Source organism: Streptomyces sp. NPDC044044 (assembly GCF_056434405.1).
The window spans coordinates 347,912-372,712 of the sequence record NZ_JBWKFG010000003.1 but is presented as its reverse complement, the minus strand read 5'-3'; the positions used below and the strand labels follow the sequence as shown (position 1 = coordinate 372,712).

Annotated in this window: 20 protein-coding genes; 10 read left to right on the top strand and 10 right to left on the bottom strand. The window is 70.4% G+C overall.

What is annotated here, in order from left to right:
- The first annotated feature begins 44 nt into the window (after positions 1 to 44).
- Positions 45 to 1,472 (top strand): FG-GAP-like repeat-containing protein, encoded by a 1,428-nt coding sequence (locus tag AC07AG_RS12635; RefSeq protein ID WP_478754506.1) that lies wholly within the window; start codon positions 45 to 47, stop codon positions 1,470 to 1,472.
- A gap of 65 nt (positions 1,473 to 1,537) precedes the next feature.
- Here the strand turns inward: AC07AG_RS12635 and AC07AG_RS12630 are convergent, their stop codons facing one another.
- Positions 1,538 to 2,407, bottom strand: a complete 870-nt coding sequence (locus AC07AG_RS12630) for a trypsin-like peptidase domain-containing protein (protein WP_478754504.1) — start codon at positions 2,405 to 2,407, stop codon at positions 1,538 to 1,540.
- Between the two features lie 162 nt (positions 2,408 to 2,569).
- Positions 2,570 to 3,403: a S1 family peptidase gene (locus AC07AG_RS12625; RefSeq protein WP_478754502.1), complete on the bottom strand. Its 834-nt coding sequence runs from the start codon at positions 3,401 to 3,403 to the stop codon at positions 2,570 to 2,572.
- 211 nt (positions 3,404 to 3,614) lie between these two features.
- On the opposite strand from AC07AG_RS12625, the gene AC07AG_RS12620 reads away from it, so the two are divergent.
- Entirely contained in the window at positions 3,615 to 4,826 is a 1,212-nt protein-coding gene (locus AC07AG_RS12620; protein ID WP_478754501.1) for a pyridoxal phosphate-dependent aminotransferase, read from the top strand.
- 81 nt (positions 4,827 to 4,907) lie between these two features.
- Positions 4,908 to 5,318: an SCO4983 family protein gene (locus tag AC07AG_RS12615; RefSeq protein WP_478754499.1), complete on the top strand. Its 411-nt coding sequence runs from the start codon at positions 4,908 to 4,910 to the stop codon at positions 5,316 to 5,318.
- 74 nt (positions 5,319 to 5,392) lie between these two features.
- Here the strand turns inward: AC07AG_RS12615 and AC07AG_RS12610 are convergent, their stop codons facing one another.
- A complete protein-coding gene (locus tag AC07AG_RS12610; protein ID WP_478754497.1) occupies positions 5,393 to 7,129 on the bottom strand; it encodes an Ig-like domain repeat protein in 1,737 nt (578 codons plus the stop codon).
- A 237-nt stretch (positions 7,130 to 7,366) separates the two neighbouring features.
- Positions 7,367 to 9,211 (bottom strand): phosphoenolpyruvate carboxykinase (GTP), encoded by a 1,845-nt coding sequence (locus AC07AG_RS12605; protein WP_478754496.1) that lies wholly within the window; start codon positions 9,209 to 9,211, stop codon positions 7,367 to 7,369.
- 310 nt (positions 9,212 to 9,521) lie between these two features.
- Here AC07AG_RS12605 and trhA point away from each other — a divergent pair, with 310 nt between their 5' ends.
- The 4 genes from trhA to AC07AG_RS12585 all read left to right on the top strand — a co-directional run bounded on the left by trhA (position 9,522) and on the right by AC07AG_RS12585 (position 13,462).
- Positions 9,522 to 10,250, top strand: coding sequence for a PAQR family membrane homeostasis protein TrhA (trhA, locus tag AC07AG_RS12600; RefSeq protein ID WP_478754494.1), 729 nt, complete (start codon positions 9,522 to 9,524; stop codon positions 10,248 to 10,250).
- Positions 10,251 to 10,398: 148 nt separating this feature from the next.
- Positions 10,399 to 11,958: an MFS transporter gene (locus AC07AG_RS12595; RefSeq protein ID WP_478754492.1), complete on the top strand. Its 1,560-nt coding sequence runs from the start codon at positions 10,399 to 10,401 to the stop codon at positions 11,956 to 11,958.
- Between the two features lie 5 nt (positions 11,959 to 11,963).
- Positions 11,964 to 12,608: a TetR/AcrR family transcriptional regulator gene (locus AC07AG_RS12590; protein ID WP_478754491.1), complete on the top strand. Its 645-nt coding sequence runs from the start codon at positions 11,964 to 11,966 to the stop codon at positions 12,606 to 12,608.
- Positions 12,609 to 12,649: 41 nt separating this feature from the next.
- A complete protein-coding gene (locus AC07AG_RS12585) occupies positions 12,650 to 13,462 on the top strand; it encodes a Mut7-C RNAse domain-containing protein (RefSeq protein WP_478754489.1) in 813 nt (270 codons plus the stop codon).
- A gap of 81 nt (positions 13,463 to 13,543) precedes the next feature.
- On the opposite strand, the gene AC07AG_RS12580 is transcribed toward AC07AG_RS12585, so the two are convergent.
- Positions 13,544 to 15,568 carry a thioredoxin domain-containing protein gene (locus AC07AG_RS12580; RefSeq protein ID WP_478754487.1) on the bottom strand — a complete coding sequence of 675 codons (2,025 nt, stop codon included), beginning with the start codon at positions 15,566 to 15,568 and terminating at the stop codon, positions 13,544 to 13,546.
- 168 nt (positions 15,569 to 15,736) lie between these two features.
- Here AC07AG_RS12580 and AC07AG_RS12575 point away from each other — a divergent pair, with 168 nt between their 5' ends.
- On the top strand, positions 15,737 to 18,940 hold the full coding sequence (locus tag AC07AG_RS12575) for a tetratricopeptide repeat protein (RefSeq protein WP_478754486.1): 3,204 nt from the start codon (positions 15,737 to 15,739) through the stop codon (positions 18,938 to 18,940).
- Here AC07AG_RS12575 and AC07AG_RS12570 read toward each other — a convergent pair.
- Both AC07AG_RS12570 and mca read right to left on the bottom strand, forming a co-directional pair.
- On the bottom strand, positions 18,937 to 19,212 hold the full coding sequence (locus tag AC07AG_RS12570; RefSeq protein ID WP_478754484.1) for a hypothetical protein: 276 nt from the start codon (positions 19,210 to 19,212) through the stop codon (positions 18,937 to 18,939). The two genes, AC07AG_RS12575 and AC07AG_RS12570, sit on opposite strands and share 4 nt — an antisense overlap.
- Positions 19,205 to 20,086, bottom strand: coding sequence for a mycothiol conjugate amidase Mca (gene mca, locus AC07AG_RS12565; protein ID WP_478754482.1), 882 nt, complete (start codon positions 20,084 to 20,086; stop codon positions 19,205 to 19,207). The genes AC07AG_RS12570 and mca overlap by 8 nt, the downstream gene beginning before the upstream one ends.
- Before the next feature lie 113 nt (positions 20,087 to 20,199).
- Between mca and AC07AG_RS12560 the strand changes: the two genes are divergently transcribed.
- Positions 20,200 to 20,607 carry a DUF4307 domain-containing protein gene (locus AC07AG_RS12560; protein ID WP_478754480.1) on the top strand — a complete coding sequence of 136 codons (408 nt, stop codon included), beginning with the start codon at positions 20,200 to 20,202 and terminating at the stop codon, positions 20,605 to 20,607.
- Positions 20,608 to 20,818: 211 nt separating this feature from the next.
- Positions 20,819 to 21,316, top strand: a complete 498-nt coding sequence (greA, locus tag AC07AG_RS12555) for a transcription elongation factor GreA (RefSeq protein ID WP_249588092.1) — start codon at positions 20,819 to 20,821, stop codon at positions 21,314 to 21,316.
- A 70-nt stretch (positions 21,317 to 21,386) separates the two neighbouring features.
- On the opposite strand, the gene AC07AG_RS12550 is transcribed toward greA, so the two are convergent.
- From AC07AG_RS12550 to ilvA, 3 genes are all read right to left on the bottom strand, one after another.
- Positions 21,387 to 22,253, bottom strand: a complete 867-nt coding sequence (locus AC07AG_RS12550) for an ABC transporter permease (protein WP_478754478.1) — start codon at positions 22,251 to 22,253, stop codon at positions 21,387 to 21,389.
- Positions 22,250 to 23,257, bottom strand: a complete 1,008-nt coding sequence (locus tag AC07AG_RS12545; protein WP_478754477.1) for an ATP-binding cassette domain-containing protein — start codon at positions 23,255 to 23,257, stop codon at positions 22,250 to 22,252. The genes AC07AG_RS12550 and AC07AG_RS12545 overlap by 4 nt, the downstream gene beginning before the upstream one ends.
- Positions 23,258 to 23,571: 314 nt before the next feature.
- The gene (gene ilvA / locus AC07AG_RS12540; protein WP_478754475.1) at positions 23,572 to 24,801 is read right to left on the bottom strand and encodes a threonine ammonia-lyase; all 1,230 of its coding nucleotides are present in this window, start codon (positions 24,799 to 24,801) and stop codon (positions 23,572 to 23,574) included.

The following is a 24,801-nucleotide window of genomic DNA, read 5'->3' as shown; positions in this document are numbered from 1 at the left end:
TTGTCTAGGGCACCGTCCAGCACAGCTCCAAGGAGTGAACCTTCATGCCCCTGCCTTTCCGCACCGTCGTTGCCACCGCGGCCGTCACCGCGCTGACCGGCGGCCTGTTGGTCGTCGGTCCCGTGGTTTCGGCCGCCGCCGCGCCTGCCAAGCTCGCCGACGACTTCAATGGCGACGGGCACCGGGACATCGCGGTCGGCGCGCCGTACAAGACCGTCGGCGGGGCGGAGGCTGCGGGTGAGGTGGTCGTGGCCTTCGGGACGGCCGACGGTCCGGCCACCACCGGCAAGGCCTCTCTCACCCAGAGCTCCGCGGGCGTGCCGGGCACGCCCGAGGACAGTGACCATTTCGGGATGTCGATCGCCAGCGGCGACCTCGACGGTGATGGATACGCGGACCTCGTCGTGGGCGCCGACGGCGAGGACGTGGGGGACTACGAGGGCCAGGGCAGCGTCACCATCCTGTGGGGCGGCGTCAAGCCGTTCACCAGCAGCACCACGACCACCGTGGAGAATCCGGAGCAGTGGCAGTACCACGGCTACGACGTCGCGGTGGGGGACTTCACCGGCGACAGCGGCGCCGACCTCGCGGTGATCGAGCCGGGCGCGGCCGTCGTGTACGAGGGCGGCTTCGCCCGGGAGAGCAAGCCCGTCCCCGCGTACACCCTGTCGGTCCCCGGCTCGGGGCTCCGGTACACGGAGGCCGCCGTGGGCGATGTCAACGGGGACGGCAGGGACGACCTGGCCGTGACCGGTGATGCCGGCACCGGGCGTCCGGGCACGGACATCTTCACGGGCCAGGAGGGCCGCCCGAACCGGATCCAGCGCGTGGACGACGGAGACACCGCCGTCGCTCTCGGCGACATCGACGGCGACGGCTTCGACGACATGGCCTCTTCCCTGACCTGGCCTCAGTTCTTCTCCGTCGACGACCCCAGCAACGGCTCCGGCTACGTCACCGTCCGCTACGGCAGCCGGACGGGCTTCGGTGACCCGGTGACCCTGCACCAGAACAGCACGGGTGTGCCCGGCGCGAACGAGGACGGCGACAACTGGGGAGCCTCGGTGGCGATCGGTGACATCACCGGCGACGGCAAGGCCGAACTGGTGGTCGGCGCCAACGGCGAACAGCTCGGCGACCTGGACAACGCCGGTGACGTGACCGTGTTCCGCGGCTCCGCCTCCGGTGTCTCGCAGTCCGGGGTCGTGCGCATATCCCAGGACACCGCCGGGGTTCCGGGCGCCGCCGAGGCCGGGGACCTCTTCGGCGCACGGGTCCGGATCGCCGACTACGACAAGAACGGCAAGGGCGACCTGGCGGTGACGGCCTCCTTCGAGAACGACCGCAGCGGCGGCCTGTGGACCCTGCCGGGTACGTCGTCCGGCCTCACCGGCACCGGTTCCAACTCCCTCAGCTCGGCCGAGTTCGGCCTCGCGGCCGGCTCGCGGTTCGGCGAGACCCTCCAGGACTGACGAACGGCCCCCGTCCCCGCCGGTGGCGGGGGCGGGAGCCTCGTGCGTCGGGAGGCGCGAACCCGCTACCTCCGGGCAGCGGCCGGTCGCGGCAGCTTGCAGCCCTTCCGGCCGAGGTCGATCTTGCTGTCGTGTCCGACGCACGGGACAATCCCGTACGTCTGCTGGGCGTAGTTGATGCCCTTGCGGACCGTCACGTTGCCGTGCCGGTCCACCTCACACGGGTTGTCGAGGGTGCAGCGCTCGCCCGCCTCGTTCCCCGTGTTGTTGACGGCGGTGACCTTGCCGGTCTTGTGGTCGATCACCGGTGAGCCGGACGTGCCGCCGATGGTCTGGCACTCGGGGGTGTAGCGGACCGAGTCCTTCCAGGTCCACTCGCCCTCCTTGAGGCGGTAGGCGAACCCGTCGATCTTGCAGGTGTACGTCTCTTTCCAGTACCCGGAGACGACCGTGATGGCCCGCTTCTTGACCGGGTGGGCGTCCTCGATCTCCAGCGCCTTGATGCCGTACTTCTTCTTGATGTCGGCGTAGCTGGTGGTGAGTTGGTACAGCGAGATGTCGGTGTCGGTCATCGTCGCGTACGAGATCTTGCTCGCCTTGAGCGTCGCCTTCTCCGCGCCCGCCGCGTCCAGGAGCTTGAAGGTGCGGGTGGACGGCTGGTCGACGATGACCTCGCCCGCCGCGGGGAAGCCGCTCTCCAGACAGTGGCCGTTGGAGAGGACGAGCGCGGGGTCGTCCGCCTTCGACTGCGGCACGCGGACGACGGAACCCGAACAGTTGCTGAGCGCGACGGTCCCGGCGAAGTCGACGCCCTTCTTCGCGGCCTCCCCCGCCGCCCGCGTCGACGATGCGCCGTCCGGAGCCGCGACCGCCGGCGCGGAGCCGAACGCCGCGAGGGTGAGGGCGAGTAAGCCGCCCGCGAGAGCCTTCTTCATGTGTGGAGCCCCCCTTGTAGCCGTGCCCTGTGTGGTTGTCATGGGCATTCTTCGGGGGTCCACGGATGAGGGACAAGGGGTGCGAAGTCTTGCCATGCGCCGGGCCCGCATGAAACAGCGGGGCCGGCCCGCGAAGGACCGGCCCCGCCGCGGACGGCAGCCTTACGGCTTGGGGAGCGCGCAGCCCTCGCGGCTCAGGTCGATCTTGTTGCCGGGTGCCACGCACGGCACGATGCCGTACGTCTGCTGGGCGTAGTTGATGCCCTCGCGGACCGTCACCTTGCCGTTCTCGTCGACCTCGCACGGGTTGTTGTCCGTGCACTCCTCGCCGCTCTCGTTGCCGGTGTTGTTGACGGCGACGACCTTGCCGGTCGCGTCATCGATCACCGGTGAGCCCGAAGTGCCGCCGATGGTCTGGCACTCGGGGGTGTAGCGGACCGAGTCCTTCCAGGTCCAGTTCCCCTCCTTGAGACGGTGGGCGAAGCCGTCGATGCTGCACTTGTACATCTTCTTCCAGTAGCCGGAGGCGACGGTGATCGCCTTCCCCTGCTCCGGGTGCGCCGCGTTCAGCTCAAGGGCCTTGATGCCGAACTCGCTCTCGATCTCGCTGTAGGTGCTGGTGAGTTCGTAGAGCGAGAGGTCCGTGTCGGTCATCGTCCCGTAGGCGATCTTGCTCGCCTTGACCGTGCCGGCGTCGCCGCCGCTGGAGTCGAGCAGGGTGAAGCTGCGCGACGAGGGCTTGTCGAGGACGACCTCACCGGGTGCCGGGAAGCCGGCCTCAAGGCAGTGGCCGTTGGACATCACGAGCGCCGGGTCGCCGGGCTGCGAGTCCGGTACGCGCACGACGGAGCCGGAACAGTTGCTCAGCGCCACGGTGCCCGCGAAGTCAACTGCCTTCGCCTTGGCGGGCCGTTCGTCGCTGACTGCCGCCGCGGGCGCCGCCGTCGCTCCAAGGAGCAGGGCGGAGAAGCACGCGACGACGAGAGGCTTGTTCATGTGGGGGGTCCCCTCTGATGACTGTGTGACCGAAGTTGCTTCGGTTTTGTCATGCGCATTGTTGAGGTACTCGGCCGCGAGAACAAGACCGCATACGGACACAGCTGACCGCTGACAGGACACTCCCGGACGCCACGTCAGACGCCGCCACGTACCCGACGTGGCGCAAAACACGAGGCGGGTGGCGTGACGCGGCCGTAAGCTCGCGGACATGCAGGTCATCCAGTCGACGAAGCTCGCCAACGTCTGTTACGAGATCCGGGGCCCGGTGCTCGAGGAGGCGACGCGGCTGGAAGCGGCGGGCCACCGCATCCTCAAGCTCAACACCGGAAACCCCGCGGCCTTCGGGTTCGAGTGCCCTCCCGAGATCCTTGAGGACATCCTCCGCAACGTCGGCGACGCGCACGGCTACGGAGACGCGAAGGGGCTGCTCGCCGCCCGCCGCGCGGTGGTCATGCACAACCAGACCCTCGGCATCGAGACCGACGTCGAGCACGTCTTCATCGGCAACGGCGTCTCCGAGCTGATCGTCATGGCCATGCAGGGCCTGCTCGACGACGGCGACGAGGTCCTCGTACCGGCGCCGGACTATCCGCTGTGGACGGCCGCGGTCTCGCTCTCCGGCGGCACGGCCGTGCACTACCGCTGCGACGAGCAGGCGGACTGGATGCCGGACCTCGCCGACATCGAGCGCAAGGTGACCGACCGCACCAAGGCGCTCGTCATCATCAACCCGAACAATCCGACGGGCGCCGTGTACAGCGAGGACATGCTGCGCGGCCTCACCGACATCGCCCGCCGCCACAATCTCCTGGTCTGCTCGGACGAGATCTACGACAAGATCCTCTACGACGGCGCGGTCCACACCCCCACCGCCGCCATCGCCCCCGACCTGCTCACGCTCACCTTCAACGGCATGTCGAAGGCGTACCGGGTGGCCGGTTACCGCGTCGGCTGGGTGGCCGTCTCGGGCCCGAAGGCGCACGCGTCCTCGTACATCGAGGGCCTGACGATCCTCGCGAACATGCGCCTGTGCGCGAACATGCCCGGCCAGCACGGCGTGGTCGCCGCGCTCAGCGGGCGGCAGACCATCAACGACCTCGTCCTGCCGGGCGGGCGCCTCGTGGAGCAGCGCGACACCGCGTACGACCTGCTCACGCAGATCCCCGGCGTGAGCTGCGTGAAGCCCAAGGGGTCGCTCTACCTCTTCCCGCGGCTCGACCCGAAGGTCTTCAAGATCAAGGACGACCGCCAGATGGTGCTCGACCTGCTCCGCGCCGAGAAGATCATGGTCGTCCACGGCACCGGGTTCAACTGGCCCGAGCCCGATCACTTCCGGGTGGTCACGCTGCCGACGACGACGGATCTGACCGAGGCCGTCACCCGAATCGGGAACTTCCTGGACGGCTACAGCCAGACGTAGCCCCCGGAATCAGCCCCGGCTCAACTTTAGACTGAATCCAATGTAGGATGGCTTTCAAGCTACCCGCCAGGAGGCCATCCCATGTACGAGCCGATCCGCACGAAGTCGGTCCATGCCATGGCCGACCCGGGCGACTTCCCGCATCGCTCCCGCGAGGAGGAGCTGGACATCCAGCTCGCCGCGCATCTGGCCGCGCTCCTCGCCGTCACGGACGAGCTGCGCGCCCTCGCGCCCACCGCCGACCTCGACGACGCCGCCGAGCAGCTGGCGTCCGAGGTGGCCCGGCTGCGCGGAGGCCTCACGCCCGTCCGCTCGGCCGTGGTGACCGCGATCCACGAACCGCACCTCACCGCCCTGCACCAGCGCGCCCACGCCCTCGCGGGCCGCGCCCTGGTGGTGGCGGCGTCCCGCGCCGACACCGCGGCGGCGATCCTCGCCGCGCGGCGCATGGACGCGCACGAAGGCGCGGCCCGGCTGGTGGGCGCCCACTGACGGCCCCGGTCCGCGGCCGGGGAGGCCACGGACCGGGTGCCACACCCCTGGCGGCAGCCGGGGGTTTCGCTCGCCTAGCCGGTGATCTTCACCGTGGCCTGGGCGGACGATCCGCCGTGCAGGGCATCGCCCTCGTAGCTCACCGCGTAGACCGTCCTGCCCCTCTTGTTCGGCAGGTCCTTGATCCGGAACGTGCCGTCCGCCGCCACCGAGGCCGACGTCAGCTCACCCGTGGTGCCGAACCTGTCGGTCCGCGTCACCTTCAGGGCGATCCCGGACGGCAGCGCACGCCCCTGCCCGGTCAGCTTGCCGGTGATCTCGACGCCGCCCGCGCGGGTCGCCTCCGCGGGAGCCGTCAGCTCGATCGCCGTCGCCGCCTTCGCGACGTCCACGGTGACCGTGACGTCCTCGGCGGGGCGGTGCGTGACATCGCCGAGGAACCGCAGCGTGTACGTCGCCTCGCCCAGCCTGTCCGGCACGTCGAGGACGGTGAAGCTGCCGTCCGCCGCGACCTTGGCGTCGGCCACCTCCTGCGTGCCGTCCGCGTCCTTGCGGACCGCGGCGACCTTCACCGGTTCGGCGGGTGCGGGCCCGTCGAGTTCCAGCTTGCCGCGGATGCCGAGCGGCTCACCGACGACGGGCTTCGACGGCGTGGTGCTCAGCGCGCCCGTGAAGCGGGAGTCGTACTGCGCGGCCGGCGGCTTGATGACGTGCAGCCAGTGCTGGGAACCGCTGGCGGTCACGGCGAAGAGCCGCGAGCCGTCCTTGGCCCAGCCGAGCCCCTGCGGCACGACCCGCGCGCCGTCGAGCTCGCTCTCGAAGGCGAACTCGAGCGGCGTGGCGCCGTCCGCCGGGTCGGCGGGCTGGATCAGCAGGTCGGGCACGCTGCCGGAGGCGGCGGCGCCCCGCGCCACGTACTTGCCGTCCCCGCTGAACGCCACCGCCGACGCCTTCGCGCCCTCGGGCAGCGGCCGGTATGCGGTCGGGGCGTCCGTCAGGTCACCGGCGTCGAGCAGCCGGGTGCCGTACGCCGCGTCCGCGACGGCGATCCGCTTGCCGTCGGCGCTCTGCGCGATGTCCTTCAGGTCGAGCGCGCCCTTGCCTTCGACGTCCGCGAAGCGCCGCTGGGGACCTCGCACCAGGGTGTCGCCGCTCGCGTCGAACGTGGTCAGGAAGGGGTTCTGGTCGGTTCCCGCGCCCGCCTGCCCCATGACGAGCCGGTCGGGCGCCTCGGGGCCCGCCTCAAGCCTCATCCGGCCCAGGGTGTCCCAGCCGGTGCTGACGGGGTAGGTGTCGCCGACCATGTTGAGCGTCGTGTTGTTCTCGGCCCGGTCGCAGTACGAGTCGGTGTACGGCGTCTCCGTGAACCACGTCTTTCCGCCCGCCACGGCCACCTCACGGCCGCAATTGACGTTGTACGAGGTGAACTTGGCGCCGCTCCTGGTCTGCGTCGCCGTGTCGAAGGTCAGGATCCGGTCCGTCTGCGACACGTGCAGCGTCGCGCCGTCCGCGCTGAGCGCCATGCCGGAGACGGTCTTGTCGGTGGGGAGCGAACCCACCTTCTGGCCCTGGAAGTTGTAGACGTGGACCTGGCTCGACCCGCTGGCCTTGCTGCCGTCGGAGACGTAGACGCGCTCGTGCGCGGAGTCGACGACCATTGCACCGAACGAGGAGATCGGCAGCTTCGCCACCTCGTCCGAGGGAGTGGCGGCGTACGCGGCGGGCGCGCCGACGGCGACGAGTCCCGCCGAGCCGAGCGCCGCGGCGAGGGCGATGCCCGTGACACGTCTTAACCGCTGAGAGTTCTTCAACTTGGCCCCCCACAGGCTCTGTTGGCGGCCCGCGTTGATCGGCGGGCCACCGTGTGGGGCCATTGAAACATGTGGGGACCATGTGAAGGCAAGGTACCCAATATGCGGATGTAAACGGACGGGCGCCCTCCTCACCTGCGGACGCGCCCACTCCGCACCCGCGGAAGGGTAGGCGGAGGCACATGCGGAAGGGCCCCGCACGCCGTTGTGCGGGGCCCTTCCGGAATGCGCGGACCGTCAGCCGAGACGCTGCACCAGGGCGCGGTACTCGTCCCACAGCTCCTTGGGCGTGTGATCGCCGAAGGTGTTCAGGTGCTCGGGGATCAGCGAGGCCTCGTCGCGCCAGACCTCCTTGTCGACCGTGAGCAGGAACTCCAGGTCGGAGGCGGGCAGTTCGAGGCCCTCCGTGTCCAGCGAGTCGGCCGTCGGCAGGATGCCGATGGGGGTCTCGACACCCTCGGCCTTGCCGTCGAGGCGGTCCACGATCCACTTCAGGACGCGGGAGTTCTCACCGAAGCCGGGCCACACGAACTTGCCCTCCGCGTTCTTGCGGAACCAGTTCACGTAGTAGATCTTCGGGAGCTTCGACTGGTCGGGCTTGTCCGCGCCGACCTTGACCCAGTGGGCCATGTAGTCGCCCATGTTGTAGCCGCAGAACGGCAGCATGGCGAACGGGTCGCGGCGCAGCTCGCCGACCTTGCCCTCGGCCGCCGCCGTCTTCTCGGACGCGACGTTCGCACCGAGGAAGACGCCGTGCTGCCAGTTGAAGGACTCCGTCACCAGCGGCACCGCGCTGGCGCGACGGCCACCGAAGAGGATCGCCGAGATCGGCACGCCCTTGGGGTCCTCCCACTCGGGCGCGATGATCGGGCACTGCGAGGCGGGCGTGGTGAAGCGGGCGTTCGGGTGCGCGGCAGGGACGCCCGACTCGGGGGTCCAGTCGTTGCCCTTCCAGTCGGTGAGGTGGGCGGGAGTCTCCTCCGTCATGCCCTCCCACCAGACGTCGTTGTCGTCGGTGAGCGCGACGTTCGTGAAGACCGAGTTGCCCCACAGCGTCTTCATGGCGTTGGCGTTGGTGTGCTCGCCGGTGCCGGGCGCGACGCCGAAGAAGCCGGCCTCGGGGTTGATCGCGTAGAGCCGGCCGTCCTCGCCGAAGCGCATCCAGGCGATGTCGTCACCGATGGTCTCGACCGTCCAGCCGCGGACCGTCGGCTCCAGCATGGCGAGGTTGGTCTTGCCGCAGGCGGACGGGAAGGCCGCAGCGACGTACTTGCTCTCGCCCTGCGGGGGCGTGAGCTTGAGGATCAGCATGTGTTCGGCCAGCCAGCCCTCGTCGCGCGCCATGACGGAGGCGATGCGCAGGGCGTAGCACTTCTTGCCGAGCAGGGCGTTGCCGCCGTATCCCGAGCCGTACGACCAGATCTCGCGGTCCTCGGGGAAGTGCGAGATGTACTTGGTGGAGTTGCAGGGCCACGGCACGTCGGCCTCGCCCGCCTCAAGCGGGGCGCCGAGCGTGTGGACGGCCTTGACGAAGAAGCCGTCGTCGCCGAGCTCGTCAAGGACCGCCTGGCCCATGCGGGTCATGGTGCGCATGGAGACGGCGACGTACGCGGAGTCGGTGATCTCGACGCCGATGGCGGAGAGCGGCGAGCCGACCGGGCCCATGCAGAAGGGCACGACGTACATCGTGCGGCCGCGCATCGAGCCGCGGAAGACGCCCTTCTCGCCCGTGAAGATCTCCCGCATCTCGGCGGGTGCCTTCCAGTGGTTGGTCGGGCCCGCGTCCTCTTCCTTCTCGGAGCAGATGAAAGTGCGGTCCTCGACGCGCGCGACGTCGGTCGGGTCGGAGGCCGCGTAGTACGAGTTCGGGCGCTTGATCGGGTCGAGCTTCTTGAAGGTTCCCTTGGTGACGAGCTCCTCGCACAGGCGCTCGTACTCGGCCTCGGATCCGTCACACCAGACCACGCTGTCCGGCTGCGTCAGTTCGGCGATCTCGCTCACCCAGGAGACGAGGTCCTGGTGGTTGGTGGGAACGGTGCCCAGGGGCTCAGAGAGAAGGGGAGCCGCGATGTCGCGCGCCACGATTGCTCCTATACGAGGGGTTTATAGGTTTGTTGCCCCGTGGGGGCTGCGACCCGGACGCTTCACGTGTTGATCCCTCTGGCGCTCATCCGGTGCCGACCGCACTCATTTGATCATCCGACGCTTCTGCGCATATGTCCAGAGGGCCTCCCACATGAGCGGCGTGAGCATCGCCACTCGCTCGGGCGGCCTCCCGTACGCGAATCCGTCACTTGTACGCTCGGGTATGACCGTGAGCATCGCCACTTGTGCGCCACGGTTCACCCATGACTGATGCCTAACTTACGGTTGCGTAGGTACGATTCCGCTCATGACCGCTCCCGTCCCCGACGCGATCACGAACCCCTCGGCCACAAGCCCCGGTTCGTCCGCGCCAACCACCTCGCCGCTTCCAGAGCTCGCGGAAGTGAAGCCGATGATGCGCGGCTGGCTGCACGCGGGCATGTTCCCCGCGGTGCTCGTCTCCGGCATCGTGCTCACGGCGCTCACGGACTCCACGCGCGGGCGGATCGCCGTCGGCATCTACGTCCTGACGGCCTGCCTGCTCTTCGGCGTGAGCGCGATCTACCACCGGGGCACCTGGAGTCCACGCGCGGACGGCGTGCTGCGCAGACTCGACCACGCCAACATCTTCCTGATCATCGCGGGCACGTACACCCCGCTGACGATGCTGCTCCTGCCCGAATCCAAGGGGCAGTGGCTCCTGTGGGGCGTCTGGGGCGCGGCGGTGGCCGGCATCCTCTTCCGGGTCTTCTGGGTCGGCGCGCCGCGCTGGCTCTACACCCCCTGTTACATCGCGATGGGCTGGGCGGCCGTCTTCTACCTGCCCGACTTCCTGCGGACGGGCGGCATCGCGGTCCTGGTCTGCGTGATCGCGGGCGGACTGCTCTACAGCGCGGGCGGCGTGATCTACGGAATCAAGCGACCCAACCCCTCCCCGCGCTTCTTCGGCTTCCATGAGGTCTTCCACTCCCTGACGCTGGCCGCGTTCACGGTGCACTACGTGGGCATCTCGCTGGTGGCGTACCAGCACGGATAACCGGCACGGGGAGCCACCACCCCACCCCTTCCCCCTTTCATGGCCGCGGCTTTCGAGCCGCGGCCATTTGCGTGCGAACGGCGCGCGCGGACACACGGACGGCCGCACCACTTGACGGTGACTACCTTTTGACAGTTACTCTCATTTCATGGCCGCTGTCATAAGCTCGCCTGCCGTGCACCGGCAGGACCCCCGCCGCTGGTGGGCGCTCGCCGCCCTGGTCGCGAGCATGCTCGTGCTCGGTTTCGACATGACGATCCTCAACGTCGCCCTGCCGACGATGGCCGGGCAGCTGGACGCGAGCACGGGCGAGCAACAGTGGATGGCGGACGCGTACATCGTCGTCTTCGCGGCCCTGATGCTTCCGGCCGGACTGCTCGGCGACCGGTTCGGGCGCCGCAGGATGCTGATCACCGGGCTCGGGATCTTCCTGGTGGGCTCGTTGATCGGCACCCTCGTCGACTCCGTCGCGCTGGTCGTCGTGGCACGGGCGGTCATGGGCATGGGCGGCGCGCTCGTCATGCCCCTCGCCCTGGCCGTGCTGCCCGCGCTCTTCGCCCCCGGCGAGCGGACCAAGGCCATCGGCATCGTCTCGGCGGCCTCCGCGCTCGGCGCACCGCTCGGACCGATCGTCGGCGGCTGGCTCCTCGACCACTTCTGGTGGGGCTCGATCTTCCTGATCAACGTCCCGATGGTCGCGATCGGCATCACGGCCTGCGTCTTCCTGCTCCCGGAGACGACCGACCCGTCGTCCCCCAAGGTGGACGTCGCCTCCACGGCGCTCACGGCGGCCGGGCTCGGCGCGCTCATCTACGGGATCATCGAGGCGCCCGTACGCGGCTGGGGCGATCCGCTGGTCCTCGGGATGTTCGGCGGCGCTGCCGTCCTGATCACCGCGCTCGTCCTGCGGGAACGCACCATGCCGCGCCCGATGCTCGACATGTCGCTGCTGCGCAACCGCGGCTTCCTGCTCAACACGCTCGCGGCGACACTCGTCATGTTCGTCCTGTCGGGCCTGATGTTCGTGCTCCCGCAGTATCTGCAGGCGGTCCTCGGGCACGACGCCTTCGGCACGGGCGTGCGGATGCTGCCGATGATGGGCGGTCTCCTCGTCGCGGCGAAGGGCGCGGAGCCCGTCGTACGCCGCTTCGGCCCGCGTGCGGTGATCAGCTGCGGGCTCGTCGTACTCGCCTTCGCCGCGATCCTCGGCAGCCGTACGACGGTCGAGTCCGGCTACGGCTTCACCGCGCTGTGGCTCACCATCGCGGGACTCGGCTTCGGCTTCGCCGTCGTGCCGTCCATGGACTCGGCCCTCGGCGCGCTGCCCGTGGAGCGTGCGGGATCGGGCACGGGTCTCCTGATGACCGTGCGCCAGGTGGGCAGCGCCATCGGTATCGCGCTCCTCGGCTCCCTGCTCTCCAGCGTGTACGTCGACCGCATCGACACCGGCGGGATCCCGGACGCGGCGGCGGACGCCGCGGGCGACTCGGTGGTGGCCGCCCACGCGGTGGCCGACCGGCTGGGCGCCTCGAAGCTCGCGGGATCCGCCGACGAGGCGTACATCGACGGCATGGCGATGGTCCTTCTCGTCAGCGGGATCGCAGCGCTGGTGACAGCGCTGCTGGTCGCGGCGCTGCTGCCGAAGGCGGCTCCCGCGCCGCCGGACACCGCCGACATGGCACGGCAGGCGACGGATGCCCGACAATGAGCGCCATGACGGCCGCACGTACCACCGCTTCCGCGCACGGGCCCCAGCTGGGACAGCTCGGGCTGCGCGAACGGAAGAAGCTGAAGACCCGCATCGCCATCCGTGAGGCCACGTACCGGCTGATCAACGAGCAGGGATACGACGCGACGACGGTCGAGCAGATCGCCGAGGCCGCCGAGGTGTCGCCGTCGACCGTCTTCCGGTACTTCCCGACCAAGGAAGACATCGTCCTCACCGACGAGTACGACCCGCTGCTCGAGGAGGAGCTGCGGGCGCGCCCCGCGGACGAGCCGATCGTGGAGTCCCTGCGGCACGTGCTGCGCAGGGCGGTGGGTCTCGGGTTCACCGAGGAGCCGGAGGTCTCGCGCCTGCGCACCCGCCTGATGATCGAGGTCCCCGCCGTGCGCTCCCGGATGCTGGAGAGCATGTCGGTCACCGGCCGGATGCTCTGCCGCGTCATCGCGGAACGCACCGGCCGCGACCCGGGTGAGCTGGAGGTCCGGGTGTTCTCGATGGGCCTGATCGGCGCGCTGACGGAGACGGCGGCCTACTGGGCGGAGCACGGCCACGAGGACGACCTGGGCGAGCTGGTGGGCCGCACGATGGACATGCTGGCCGCCGGTTTCGCCTCCGGACACGGGGCGCCGTAAATCGTCGGCCGTCCGCGGGTGCCCCATGCCATCCTGACCGCATGAACGGTCCGGAGATCCTCATCGCCTTCGCCCCCGAGCTGGGACTCTTCGTCGCGCACGAGCGAAGGGGCGGCCCCACCAAGGCCGTTACGGACGGGGCATCCACGCTCGGGCACGTCGTCGAGTCGCTCGGGGTGCCGCTGACGGAGGTCGGCTCGCTCGTCGTGGACGGCGCCGAGGTCCCGGTCTCGCACGTCCCGTCGGCGGACGAGTCGGTGGAGGTCCGCGCCGTCCCCCGCCCCCAGCCTCTCCCCGACGCACCCCTGCGCTTCCTCCTGGACGTCCATCTCGGCACGCTGGCCCGGCGGTTGCGCCTCCTGGGCGTCGACGCGGCGTACGAGAGCACGGACATCGGCGACCCCGCCCTGGCCACGCGCTCGGCGGCCGAGCGGCGGGTGCTGCTCAGCCGGGACCGGGGTCTGTTGCGGCGGCGGGAGCTGTGGGCCGGGGCGTTCGTCTACAGCGACTCGCCGGAGGAGCAACTCCGGGATGTCCTTGGCCGGTTCGCGCCCGCCCTGCGCCCTTGGACTCGCTGCACCGCGTGCAACGGCTCACTGAGGGCGGCGAGCAAGGAGGATGTGGCGGAGCGCCTGGAGGGCGGGACGCGGGGGACGTACGACGTGTTCGCGGAGTGCGGGGAGTGCGGGCGGGTGTACTGGCGGGGGGCGCATCATGATCGGCTGGAGGGGATCGTGGCGCGGGCGGTGCAGGAATTCTCCCCGCCCCCGCCCCTTCCCGAAGACCGTGCCTGCGCCCCGGACCTGCCTGGGGCTCCGCCCCGGACCCCGCTCCTCAAACGCCGGAGGGGCTGAACCCATCAGCCCGTCCGGCCCTTGAGGACGCACTCGGCGCAGCCGGTGATGACGGCGGCCAAGGCCCCCGCGCCAGAGCCCTCAGCCCGACAGCTTCGCCGCCAGCTCCCCCACGTCAGTGGTGGGCGCGTCGCAGACGAACCGCCGGCAGACGTAAGCCGCCGGAAGACCGTCCACCAGGCCCCTGCCCGCGAGCAGCGGAAGCTCCGCGTCGCCCGCGGGGCCGACGGCGACCACGGCCCCCGGCGCCGTCGACAGGAGCGCGGCGCGGTGCAGTTCCCCACCGACCGAGCCGATCACCGCGACCTCACGGGGACCGTCGAGCGCGGCCTCGGCCACCGCGAGACCGTGCCCGATGAACCGCGGCGCCCGAGGCGCGAGCCCCTTCACCACCCCCAACGCCCGCTCCGCGGCGAGCCGATGCGGCTCGGCGCCGGTCTGCGCCGCGTACGAGAGCAACGCCCCCGCGGCCGCCGTCCAGCCGGACGGCACCGCGTTGTCGGTGGGATCCTGCGGCCGTCGGATCAGCTGCTCCGCGTCCGCGGCCGTGTCGTACAGCGCCCCGGACTCCGCGTCCACGAACTGGGCGAGCACGTGGTCGAGCAGGAATCCCGCGAACTCCAGCCACACGCCCTCCCCCGTCACGGAGGCCAGCGCGAGGAATCCCTCGGCGACGTCGGCGTAGTCCTCCAACACGCCTGCGTTGGCGCCCACTTGGCCGTCCCTGGACGTACGGGAGAGTCGCGCCCTGTCGTCCATGTGCAGCCGCACGAGCAGGTCGCCCGCGCCCACCGCTGCCGCCACCAGGTCCGGCCGCTCGAAGTACGCCCCCACCTCCGCGAGCGCGGCGACGGCGAGACCGTTCCAGGCGGCGACGACCTTGTCGTCACGGCCGGGCGCGGGCCTCCGCGAGCGCGCGGCGAGCAGCCGCTGCCGGATGGAGGCGAGCCGCTCTGCGTCCGCTTCCCCGGCCCCGCCCTCCGGGAGCAGGAGGACCGAGGCGCCCTCCTCGAAAGTGCCTTCCTCCGTCACCCCGAAGTACGCGGCGGCGATCTCGGCGTCCGCGTCGCCGAGCACCTCGCGCAGCTGCTCGGGCGTCCACACGTAGTACGCGCCCTCGACGTGCTTGCCGCTCGTGGCGTCCTCGCTGTCCGCGTCGAGCGCCGAGGAGAACCCGCCCTCGTTCGTGCGCAGTTCGCGCACCATGAAGTCGGCGGTTTCCAGGGCGACACGCCGTGCGAGGTCGGAGCCCGTGGCCCGCCACAGGTGTGCGTACACCCGGCAGAGCAGCGCGTTGTCGTACAGCATCTTCTCGAAGTGGGGCACGGTCCACTCCCGGTCCACGGAGTAGCGCGCGAACCCGCCGCCCAGCTGGTCGTAGATCCCGCCGCGCGCCATCTGCTCGCAGGTGTCGGACGCCATCTGGAGGGCGCCCTCCGAGCCGGTGCGGGCGTAGTGCCGCAGCAGGAACTCGACGACCATGGACGGCGGGAACTTGGGCGCGCCCCCGAAACCGCCCCGCGACGCGTCGTAGTCCCGCGTCAGGCCGAGCAGTGCCTGCGCGAGCTCGTCCTCGCCGGGCAGTTCGTCGGAGCCGAACGCCAGCTGGCGTTCGGCGAGGTCGCGCACGATCTTCCCGGCGACCTCGGCGACCTCGTCGCGCCGGTCCGTCCAGGCGCGCCGCACCCCGTCGGCCACCTGCTGGAAGGAGGGCATGCCGTGCCGGGGCTCGGGCGGGAAGTACGTGCCGAAGTAGAAGGGCTCGGCGTCGGGCGTCAGGAAGACCGTCATGGGCCAGCCGCCCTGCCCCGTGGCGGCCTGCACGGCCTCCATGTAGACGGCGTCGATGTCGGGCCGCTCCTCGCGGTCGACCTTGACGTTGACGAAGTGCGCGTTCAGGAAGGCGGCGGTCTCCGCGTCCTCGAAGGACTCGTGCGCCATGACGTGACACCAGTGGCAACTGCTGTACCCCACGCTGAGCAGCACAGGGACGCCTCGCTCCCGCGCCTGCGCGAAGGCCTCCGCCGACCAGGGCCACCAGTCGACGGGGTTGTCGGCGTGCTGAAGAAGGTAGGGGGACGTCTCATGGGCCAGTCGGTTCGGCATGCCCTCCATCCTCGCGCACGTGGAAGGGCGCCGCGCAGGTGCCACGGGTTCGCGGCGAGCCGCGGCCTGCGGATGCTTCCACGTGATCCGCGGACTCCCTCGCGCCGGAGCCCCGTACGCAGGACACTTGTGACCACAGGCAACTATTGCTCTCGGAGGGGGACCCATATGCGGGACAGCCATCGGGCCGAAGCCGAGCGGCTGTTGGTGCGGGCGGTGGAAGAAGAGGTGCGGCGCTCCGGTGGGCGGATCGACGGGGGTGTGCTGCTCTCCCGGGCCCGGAGTGCGCTGGATGCCATGGGGCAGACCGCCGGCGAGGAGTACGCGGCCTATACGCAGGCCGTCGACGAGGCGGCGGCCGGGCAGCTCTCCTTCGGGCAGCGGTATGCCAGGGAGGGGGCGGGAACTCCCCTGCTCGTGGCCGCCGTTGCGGCCGTGGGTGCTTGTCTCGCCGACCTGGTGCTGGGGACCGGGGTCTCGACCGCCCTGAGCGCGGGCGCCGCCGTCGGCGTCGTCGGTGCGGCCACCACCGTGGTGAAGGTCACCGCCCACCATGTGCCCGCGGCCAGCCGCCGCGCCGGTGCGATCAGCCAGCCCGGCGGGCCCGAGCAGCTGCGGCTGCAGTGGCTGACGGCCCTTGAGGTGCGGGGCATCCGGCCCTTCATCGAACAGCAGCGGGTGCTTCAGGCCTCCTCCGGCAAGAAGAAGGCCTCGCCCCAGCTGCGGGGCACGGACAAGAGCGCGGCCGCGCGCAGGCGCACCGTACTTGAGCAGTCCTTCGCCCAACTTCCCGAACTCGAAGGGGCGTTCGCCGGGCGCCGTGCCGAGCTCGCCCGCGTCGCCCAGTGGGTGCACGCCGCGCGGGCCAGCACCGAGACCCGGCCCACCGTCGTCGTGCTGCACGGCGCTCCCGGCTCCGGGCGCTCCTCGCTCGCCGTCCGCGCGGCGCACGATCTGCGGGACCAGTTCCGCGGCGCGTGCGTCGTCGACCTGCGGGGCGAGAGCTCCCAGCCGCTGTCCACGCGGGACGCGCTCCTGCATCTGCTGAATCGATTGGGCGCCCCGCGCGAGCAGTTGCTCTTCCGCGAGCGTTCCACCCAGGAGCAGCAGGTCAAGCGGCTCAGCGAGCTCTACCACCAGTATCTGACCGGCCTCGCGGTGACCGTCGTGCTCGACGACGCGAGCGACCCGGAGCAGGTCCGCGTCCTGGTGCCCGAGCGCTCCGACAGCCTCGTCCTCGTCACCTCGCGGGCGCCCGTCGAGCTGCCCGCCGACCTCGCCGCCTGGGTGCACCAGCTGCCGGTGGAGCCGCTGGACGCGGCGGGTTCGGAGGAGCTGTTGCGGGCGGCCGCGGAGGATGCCTCCGGGCCCTACGACGCCGAATCCGCCGACGCCGTGCGGACGTTGTGCGGCGGCCTGCCGCTCGCCCTGCGTGTCGCCGGGTCCTCGATCGGCGCGCGCACGACACGCCGGCTCGCATCCGACCTCTCCGCGTACGGCCCCTCCGAGAGGGTCGCGCCCGTCGAACGTGTCCTGTGGCTGCGCTACACCGACCAGACCGAGCCCGCCCGGCGCCTCCTGCGCAGACTCGCGCTCGCCGGCCGCGCGTCCCTGGGGGCGGCGGCCGCCGCCGCCCTGCTCGGCGCCGACGAGCAGGAAGCGACCCGCCAGCTCTCCGCGCTCTCACGCGCGGGCCTCGTCGACCACGTCCGCGGCAGCCGCTACCGCCTGCACGATCTCGTACGCGCCTTCGCCCTCGCCCGGCTCATCGACGAGGAGGAGCCCGCCGAGCGCACGGCCGCGCAGGAACGTCTCATCGTCAGCTACAGCGAGCTCGCCGGATCGGTGATCCGCCTGGTCGACGGCAAGATGTCGACGCGGGCCGGCCAGTTCGACCGGCACGGCTTCTCCTCGCTCGAAGCCGCCCTGCGCTGGCTCGACGACGAGTCGAGCTTCATCACCGCGACGCTGCGGCACGCGGAGGGCGTGGACCAGGAGGCGGTGCTCAACCTCCTGGGCGCGCTGTGCGACTACTGCCTGCTGCGCGGCGACCTCTACCGCCTGGGCGAGATCAGCGAACTGACGCAGGCCGTCGACCAGGGTCTGCTCGTACGGAGCGTGCAGTGGCGCACCGGCATCGCGTCCCGTCAGCTCGGCGAGCTCGACCAGGCGCGCACGACCCTGACGTCGGTCGTGGACCTGTACATGGAGGCGCACCAGGACGCGGGCGCCGCCCTCGCCCTGTGCTCGCTGGGGATCACGCTGCACCACCAGGGCAATCTGACGGAGGCGTCGGCCCGGCTGCACGAGGCCCTCGAACTGCAGGTGGCCGACGAGCTCGCCGGTGACCGCGCCTGGACGATGCACGCACTCGCTGCGGTGGAGCGTGACCGCTCCAACCTCAACGAGGCGCTGCGGCTCCTGGAGGCCTCGCTCACCCTGCACCGCGAGAACGACTCCCTGCACGGCGAGGCATGGGCGCACTTCCAGCTCGGCCAGCTCTGCCTGCGCATGGGCGACGTACCGCGCGCGGAGGAGCAGCTGCGGGGCGCCCTCGACCTGTACGGGCGCACGCGCGACGGCCGCGGCGAGGCCTGGGCCCTGACGCAGCTGGCGCGGGCCCGCCTGGTGGACGGCGACGCGTCGGCGGCGGTCGACGGGCTGCGGCAGGCGGTGTCCCGGCACCGCGACAACGAGGACGCGCGCGGCGAGGCGTGGAGCGCCTACTACCTGGGGCAGGCCCTGGAGGAGGCGGGCAGCCTGGACCAGGCGGTGCGTGAGCTGGAGCGCTCGCGGACGATGTTCTCGCGGATGCGGGACGTGTACGGCCTGGCCTGCGCGCGGCACCACTCGGCACGGGTGACCCGCGACCAGCGCGCCGCCCAGACGGGCTCGCTGCGCAACTCCGGCTTCGCCCGCCAGCTCCTGGTGGACGCCCGCGCCGACTTCCAGCGCATCGGCGTCGCGCACGGCGAGGCCTGGACGTGCCTGGAGCTCGCGGTCGTGGACGCGGGCAACACCCGCGGCCAGCAGGCGCTCGCCCTGTGCGACGAGGCCGCCGCGCTGTTCGCCTCGTACGGGGACCGCCGTGGCGAGGACTGGGCCCGCTTCCTGCGCTGCACCCTGCTGCCGTACGCGTCGCCCGGCGGCTGGGAGATCGGCACCGCCGTCGCCCAGGAGGAGCTCAGCCAGCTGGCCCGCGCCGGACACCCGACGCGCGACGGCAAGCTGGACGACTACATGGAGGCGTACGCCCTGCTCATGGAGCGCGGCGCCGATCTGGAGGCCGGCTGGCAGGCCTGGCGCCTGGGCATGGTGCCGAACCGTCACTCCCGCGAGGTGATGGGAGTGACGGTGGCGAAGGCGGGCTAGCCCTTGGTGGCCTCGGCCCCGGCGGGCTTCGCCTCACCGGATGAGGACTCCGGGGACTCCGAGGTCTCCGGGGACTCCGAGGTCTCCGCGGGCTCCTTGAAGTCGACCTTCCGCATGTGCTTGTTCATCGACTTCATCAGACCCCAGACGGCGAGAGCCATCACCGCGAAGACGATGAAGCCGAGAACACCCGGAGTCACCTTGTCATCGTCGACCTCTTTGGCGAGAGGGACGAGATGCGTCATTGCCAGATGTGCGTTCACGCTAGGCATTGTCGCGGATGCCCGCAAAGAGGTCGTCCTCGGGGAGGGATGTATCGACGAGCGACTTCGCGAGCTCGTACTCCTCCGTGGGCCAGACCTCCTTCTGGAGCTCCATCGGCACCCGGAACCAGCCGCCCTCGGGGTCGATCTGCGTGGCGTGCGCGATCAGCGCCCGGTCGCGGACCTCGTAGAAGTCGGCGCAGGGAACATGCGTGGTCAGCGTGCGCTCGACCCGCTCGAACTCGTCCCAGCGCTTGAGCCAGTCCCCGTAGGGCGACTCCATGCCCTTGTCGAGCATGGCCTGGTGCAGCGCCTCGGTGCGCGGCCGGTTGAAGCCCTGGTTGTAGTAGAGCTTCTGCGGCTGGTAGACGGGCCCGTACTCGCTCTCGGGGTACTTCTCGGCGTCCGCCGCGCCGTCGAAGGCCACCATCGAGATCTTGTGGGTCATGATGTGGTCGGGGTGCGGATAGCCGCCGTTCTCGTCGTACGTCGTGATGACCTGCGGACGGAAGGAGCGGATCTGCCGGACCAGCTCACCGGCCGCCTTGTCGACGTCCTCGAGGGCGAAGCAGCCCTCGGGCAGCGGCGGCAGCGGGTCGCCCTCGGGCAGACCCGAATCGACGAAGCCGAGCCAGTCCTGCTTGACGCCGAGGATCTCGCGCGCCTCGTCCATCTCCTTCCTGCGCACCTCGTGGATGTTCTCCTCGATGTACTTGTCCCCCTGGAGCTTGGGGTTGAGGATGTCCCCGCGCTCCCCGCCCGTGCAGGTCACGACATGCACGTCCACCCCCTCGGACACGTACTTGGCCATGGTGGCCGCGCCCTTCGACGACTCGTCGTCGGGGTGGGCGTGCACGGCCATCAGTCGCAGCTGCTCAGTCAAGACTCGATCCTCAGTCATCTGGCGCCCTGGTCAATATGGCGCAATGGGCGGCTTCTATAGTGACGGAACCGGGGGGCGGAAAATTCCGGCATCCCCTTTCCTGGAGGACGATCATGACCGCCGTGAGCGAGAAGGCCCCCGAGGGGCGATACGGCCACTCGCGCTCGGCCGACGAGCGGGCGGACCACAAGCTGAAGATCGCCGGTGGCGTCCTCGGTGTGCTCTTCCTCCTGATGATCGGCTGGTTCGGGTACGACTACGTCTCCGGCACGAAGATCAGCGGCGAAGTGATCAAGTTCGGCGTCGTCTCGGACAGCGCGGTCGAGGTGCACCTCGAGGTGCGCAAGGACGCGGACGCGAACGGCTACTGCACCCTGCGTTCGCAGGCCGAGGACGGTGAAGAGGTGGGCCGCAGGGACTTCCGCTTCGACCAGGACACGGGCAGGATCGACAAGGTCCTCACGCTGCGCACGAAGGCGCGCGGGACGAGCGCGGAGCTCCTCGGCTGCCACTCGGACTGAGGCGGGCCGCCGCCGACGCGCCCCCTGCGTCACACCGGCTGTCCGACGCCCCCGGCGTACCGGCTCTCACCTGCGTTGACGTATTTCTGATGGCTTATGTCCTCCCCCTCAGGCGCCTGAATTGTTAGGCTCGTGGTTTCGCCCACCCGTTAGGGAACATCCTTCTGGGTAGGGCGATGCTTTGTATTCCCAGTACCTACGAGGAGCACCTGTGACCCAGACCAGCGAAAACGTCACCTGGCTGACCCAGGAGGCGTACAACCAGCTCAAGGCCGAGCTGGAGTACCTGTCTGGTCCCGCGCGCACCGAGATCGCTACGAAGATCGCGGCGGCACGTGAGGAGGGCGACCTGCGCGAGAACGGCGGGTACCACGCGGCCAAGGAGGAGCAGGGCAAGCAGGAGCTCCGCGTCCGCCAGCTGACCCAGCTCCTGGAGCACGCGAAGGTCGGCGAGGCGCCGGCCGCGGACGGCGCGGTCGCGCCCGGCATGGTCGTGACGATCGCCTTTGACGGCGACGAGGACGACACCCTGGCGTTCCTGCTCGCCTCGCGCGAGTACGCGAGCAGCGACATCGAGACGTATTCGCCGCAGTCCCCGCTCGGCAGCGGCGTGAACGGCAAGAAGATCGGCGAGGACGCGCAGTACGAACTGCCGAACGGCAAGCTCGCCTCGGTCAAGATCCTTGAGGCGAAGCCGTACCAGGCCTGAGGCCCGCACATCGGCCACACGAAAGGCCCCCCGCGCTCCACGCGCGGGGGGCCTTTCGTGTGGCCCTGGCTCAGGCCGCCCGGCGGTACTTGCGGACCGCGAGCGTGCGGAACACCAGGATGATCAGCACGGACCAGATCAGCGACGCCCAGACGGGGTGCTCCATCGGCCAGGCTCCGGTGACCGACTTCGGTACACCCTCGATCGTGTTGCCGAACAGCTCGCGGGCCGCCGCCACCGTGGCACTGAAGGGGTTCCATTCGGCGACGTACTGAAGGAACTTCGGCATGCCGTTGACCGGCACGAACGCGTTCGAGATGAACGTCAGCGGAAACAGCCAGATCAGCCCGCCCGATGTCGCCGCCTCGGGGGTCCGCACGGACAGGCCGATCAGTGCGCCGATCCAGGTGAACGCATAGCCGAGGAGGAGGAGCAGGGCGAAGCCCGCGAGCACCTCGCCGATGCCCTCGTGCGTGCGCCAGCCGACGATCAGGGCCACCACCGCGAGCACGGCCAGGGTCACGGCCGTCTGCACCAGATCCGCGAGGGTGCGGCCGGTCAGCACGGCGCCCCGCGCCATCGGCAGCGACCGGAAGCGGTCGATCAGGCCCTTGTGCATGTCGTCGGCGATGCCCGCGCCGGCGCCTGCCGTGGCGAACGTGACGGTCTGCGCGAAGATGCCCGCCATCAGGAATTCCTTGTACGCGCTCGCGCTGCCCGCGGGGGCGCCCGGGATGTTGATGGAACCACCGAAGACGTACGTGAACAGGACCACGAACATCACCGGCTGGATGACCCCGAAGAGGATCATCTCGGGGATCCTGGTCATGCGGATGAGGTTCCTGCGGGCCACGACCAGCGAGTCCCTGCCCGACTGGACGATGCCGCCCTTGGGGCGGGGTGCCAGGAGCTGTCGAGTGTCCGATGCAGCGCTCACTTGTCGGTCTCCTTCTCGCCCTTGCCCTCGTCGTCCGCCGACTCGCCGTTCCCCTCGTCCTTCAGCTCGGCGACGTGGCCCGTCAGCGAGATGAAGACGTCGTCCAGGGTCGGGCGGCGCAGCCCGATGTCGTCGATCTCGACGCCGCGGATGTCAAGCTCGCGGATGACCTCGGCGAGCAGCTTGGCGCCGCCGGAGACCGGGACCGTGAGCTTGCGGGTGTGGCTCTCGACGGCGACCTCGCCCTTGCCGAGGCCGCCCAGGACCTCCGCGGCCGGGGTGATGTGCTCGCGCTCGTGCACCACGACCTCGACGCGCTCGCCGCCGGTCTGCGCCTTGAGCTGGTCGGAGGTGCCGCGCGCGATGACCCGGCCGTGGTCGATGACGCAGATGTCGTGCGCCAGGTGGTCGGCCTCTTCGAGGTACTGGGTGGTGAGCAGCAGGGTCGTGCCGCCCGACACGAGCTCCTGGATGACCTCCCAGAGCTGCTGGCGGTTGCGCGGGTCCAGGCCCGTGGTCGGCTCGTCCATGAACATCACCGGGGGCGACACGACGAGCGCCGCCGCGAGGTCGAGACGGCGGCGCATGCCTCCCGAATACGTCTTGGAGGGGCGGTCCGCGGCGTCGGCGAGGTTGAACCGGTCGAGCAGCTCGCTCGCCCTCACCTTCGCCTCCTTGGCCCTCATCTGGTAGAGCTGGCCGACCATTTGGAGGTTCTCACGGCCCGTCAGATACTCGTCCACCGCGGCGAACTGGCCGGAGAGGCCGATCGAGCGCCGCACTTCGTTCGGATGCTTCAGCACGTCGACGCCCGCGACGACCGCCCGGCCGCTGTCCGGCGTCAGGAGCGTCGTCAGGCAGCGCACCGCCGTGGTCTTGCCCGCGCCGTTCGGCCCGAGGAGGCCGAGCACGGTGCCCTCCGGGACATCCAGATCGACGCCGTCCAGAGCCCTTACGTCGCCGAAGGTCTTCACGAGGCCTTCGGCGTAGATGGCGCCTGGCATGTGAGTTCTCCCAGTGGCTTGGGTGACTTCCTACGGAAAGATTAGATTTGCCGGGTATGACGCGCTCGGCGACCCGTGACGCGAGACACACCATATCGCGATGCATCGCGTCTCTCAACGGGGCTGACTGATCCTGTGGACAACGGTTGGCGAAGGCTGTGGACAACGGTTGGCGAAGAGCGTGGACGACGGTCGGCGAAGGGCGTGGACAACGCAAAATAGCGGGGAACGGCGTTGCGTGAAGGGGATTTGCCCCGAGTTCACCCCCCGGAGCGGACCATCGCCGATGGTCGACGGTGCATGACCTACGACCGTCAGCCGATGACGGTGTAGCCCGCCTCGCGCAGAGCCGCGCCGACCTCCGCGCAGTGCACGGGCCCCTTGGTCTCCAGGTGCAACTCCACCTCCACCTCCGTGAGTCCGAGGCGCGGATCGGTCCGCACATGGCCCACGTCCAGGACGTTGGCGTCTATCACCGACAACACCCCGAGGAGCGTGGCCAGCGCGCCCGGCCGGTCCGTGAGGCGCAGGCGCAGCGACAGATAGCGGCCCGCCGCCGCCATGCCGTGGCGCAGGATCCGCTGCATCAGGAGCGGGTCCACGTTGCCGCCCGACAGCAGCGCGACCACCGGCCCCTCGAAGTCCCGCGGCCGGCTCAGGAGCGCCGCGACGGGGCTCGCGCCCGCGGGCTCGACGACCATCTTGGCCCGCTCCAGGCAGAGCAGCAGCGCGCTGGACAGCTCGTCCTCGGAGACGGTGACCACGTCGTCGAGCAGATCCTCGATGATCCGGAACGGCACGTCGCCGGGGCGCCCGACCTTGATGCCGTCGGCCATCGTCGCCGGGTTCTCGATCGACACCGGGTGCCCTGCCGCGAGCGAGGGCGGGTACGCGGCCGAGCCCGCCGCCTGCACGCCGATCACCTTGACGTCCGGGCGCAGCGTCTTGACGGCCACCGCGATGCCCGCGGCGAGCCCTCCGCCGCCGACGCCGAGGACCAGGGTGCGCAGCTCGGGGCACTGCTCAAGGATCTCCAGGCCCACCGTGCCCTGCCCCGCGATGATGTCGGGGTGGTCGAAGGGGTGGATGAAGACCGCGCCCGTCTCGTGCGCGTACTCCTGCGCCGCGGCCAGCGTCTCGTCGACCACCTGACCGTGCAGCCGCACCTCCGCGCCGTACTCCCGGGTCGCCGCGACCTTGGGCAGCGGGGCGCCCACCGGCATGAAGACCGTGGACCGCACGCCGAGCAGCGAGGACGCCAGGGCCACGCCCTGCGCGTGGTTGCCCGCGCTCGCGGCGACCACTCCGGCGGCGCGCTCCTCGGGGAGCAGGCCCGCGATCCGTACGTACGCGCCGCGCAGCTTGAAGGAGCCCGTCCGCTGGAGGTTCTCGCACTTGAAGTGGACCGCCGCGCCCACCAGCTGCGACAGGTGCCTGCTGCCTTCCATCGCCGTCACCCTGGACACACCCGAGAGCATCTTCTGGGCGCCGCGCACGTCGTCGAGGGTGACCGTCGGCAAGGAGTGAGGCGTGCGGTAGCTCAT

Excerpts from the sequence above, each read along its gene's own strand:
- AC07AG_RS12635 (WP_478754506.1), top strand. The coding sequence starts at position 45 with ATGCCCCTGCCTTTCCGCACCGTCGTTGCCACCGCGGCCGTCACCGCG.
- AC07AG_RS12630 (WP_478754504.1), bottom strand. The coding sequence starts at position 2,407 with ATGAAGAAGGCTCTCGCGGGCGGCTTACTCGCCCTCACCCTCGCGGCG.
- AC07AG_RS12625 (WP_478754502.1), bottom strand. The coding sequence starts at position 3,403 with ATGAACAAGCCTCTCGTCGTCGCGTGCTTCTCCGCCCTGCTCCTTGGA.
- AC07AG_RS12620 (WP_478754501.1), top strand. The coding sequence starts at position 3,615 with ATGCAGGTCATCCAGTCGACGAAGCTCGCCAACGTCTGTTACGAGATC.
- AC07AG_RS12615 (WP_478754499.1), top strand. The coding sequence starts at position 4,908 with ATGTACGAGCCGATCCGCACGAAGTCGGTCCATGCCATGGCCGACCCG.
- trhA (WP_478754494.1), top strand. The coding sequence starts at position 9,522 with ATGACCGCTCCCGTCCCCGACGCGATCACGAACCCCTCGGCCACAAGC.
- AC07AG_RS12595 (WP_478754492.1), top strand. The coding sequence starts at position 10,399 with ATGGCCGCTGTCATAAGCTCGCCTGCCGTGCACCGGCAGGACCCCCGC.
- AC07AG_RS12590 (WP_478754491.1), top strand. The coding sequence starts at position 11,964 with ATGACGGCCGCACGTACCACCGCTTCCGCGCACGGGCCCCAGCTGGGA.
- AC07AG_RS12585 (WP_478754489.1), top strand. The coding sequence starts at position 12,650 with ATGAACGGTCCGGAGATCCTCATCGCCTTCGCCCCCGAGCTGGGACTC.
- AC07AG_RS12580 (WP_478754487.1), bottom strand. The coding sequence starts at position 15,568 with ATGCCGAACCGACTGGCCCATGAGACGTCCCCCTACCTTCTTCAGCAC.
- AC07AG_RS12575 (WP_478754486.1), top strand. The coding sequence starts at position 15,737 with ATGCGGGACAGCCATCGGGCCGAAGCCGAGCGGCTGTTGGTGCGGGCG.
- AC07AG_RS12570 (WP_478754484.1), bottom strand. The coding sequence starts at position 19,212 with ATGCCTAGCGTGAACGCACATCTGGCAATGACGCATCTCGTCCCTCTC.
- AC07AG_RS12560 (WP_478754480.1), top strand. The coding sequence starts at position 20,200 with ATGACCGCCGTGAGCGAGAAGGCCCCCGAGGGGCGATACGGCCACTCG.
- AC07AG_RS12545 (WP_478754477.1), bottom strand. The coding sequence starts at position 23,257 with ATGCCAGGCGCCATCTACGCCGAAGGCCTCGTGAAGACCTTCGGCGAC.
- ilvA (WP_478754475.1), bottom strand. The coding sequence starts at position 24,801 with ATGAGCTACCGCACGCCTCACTCCTTGCCGACGGTCACCCTCGACGAC.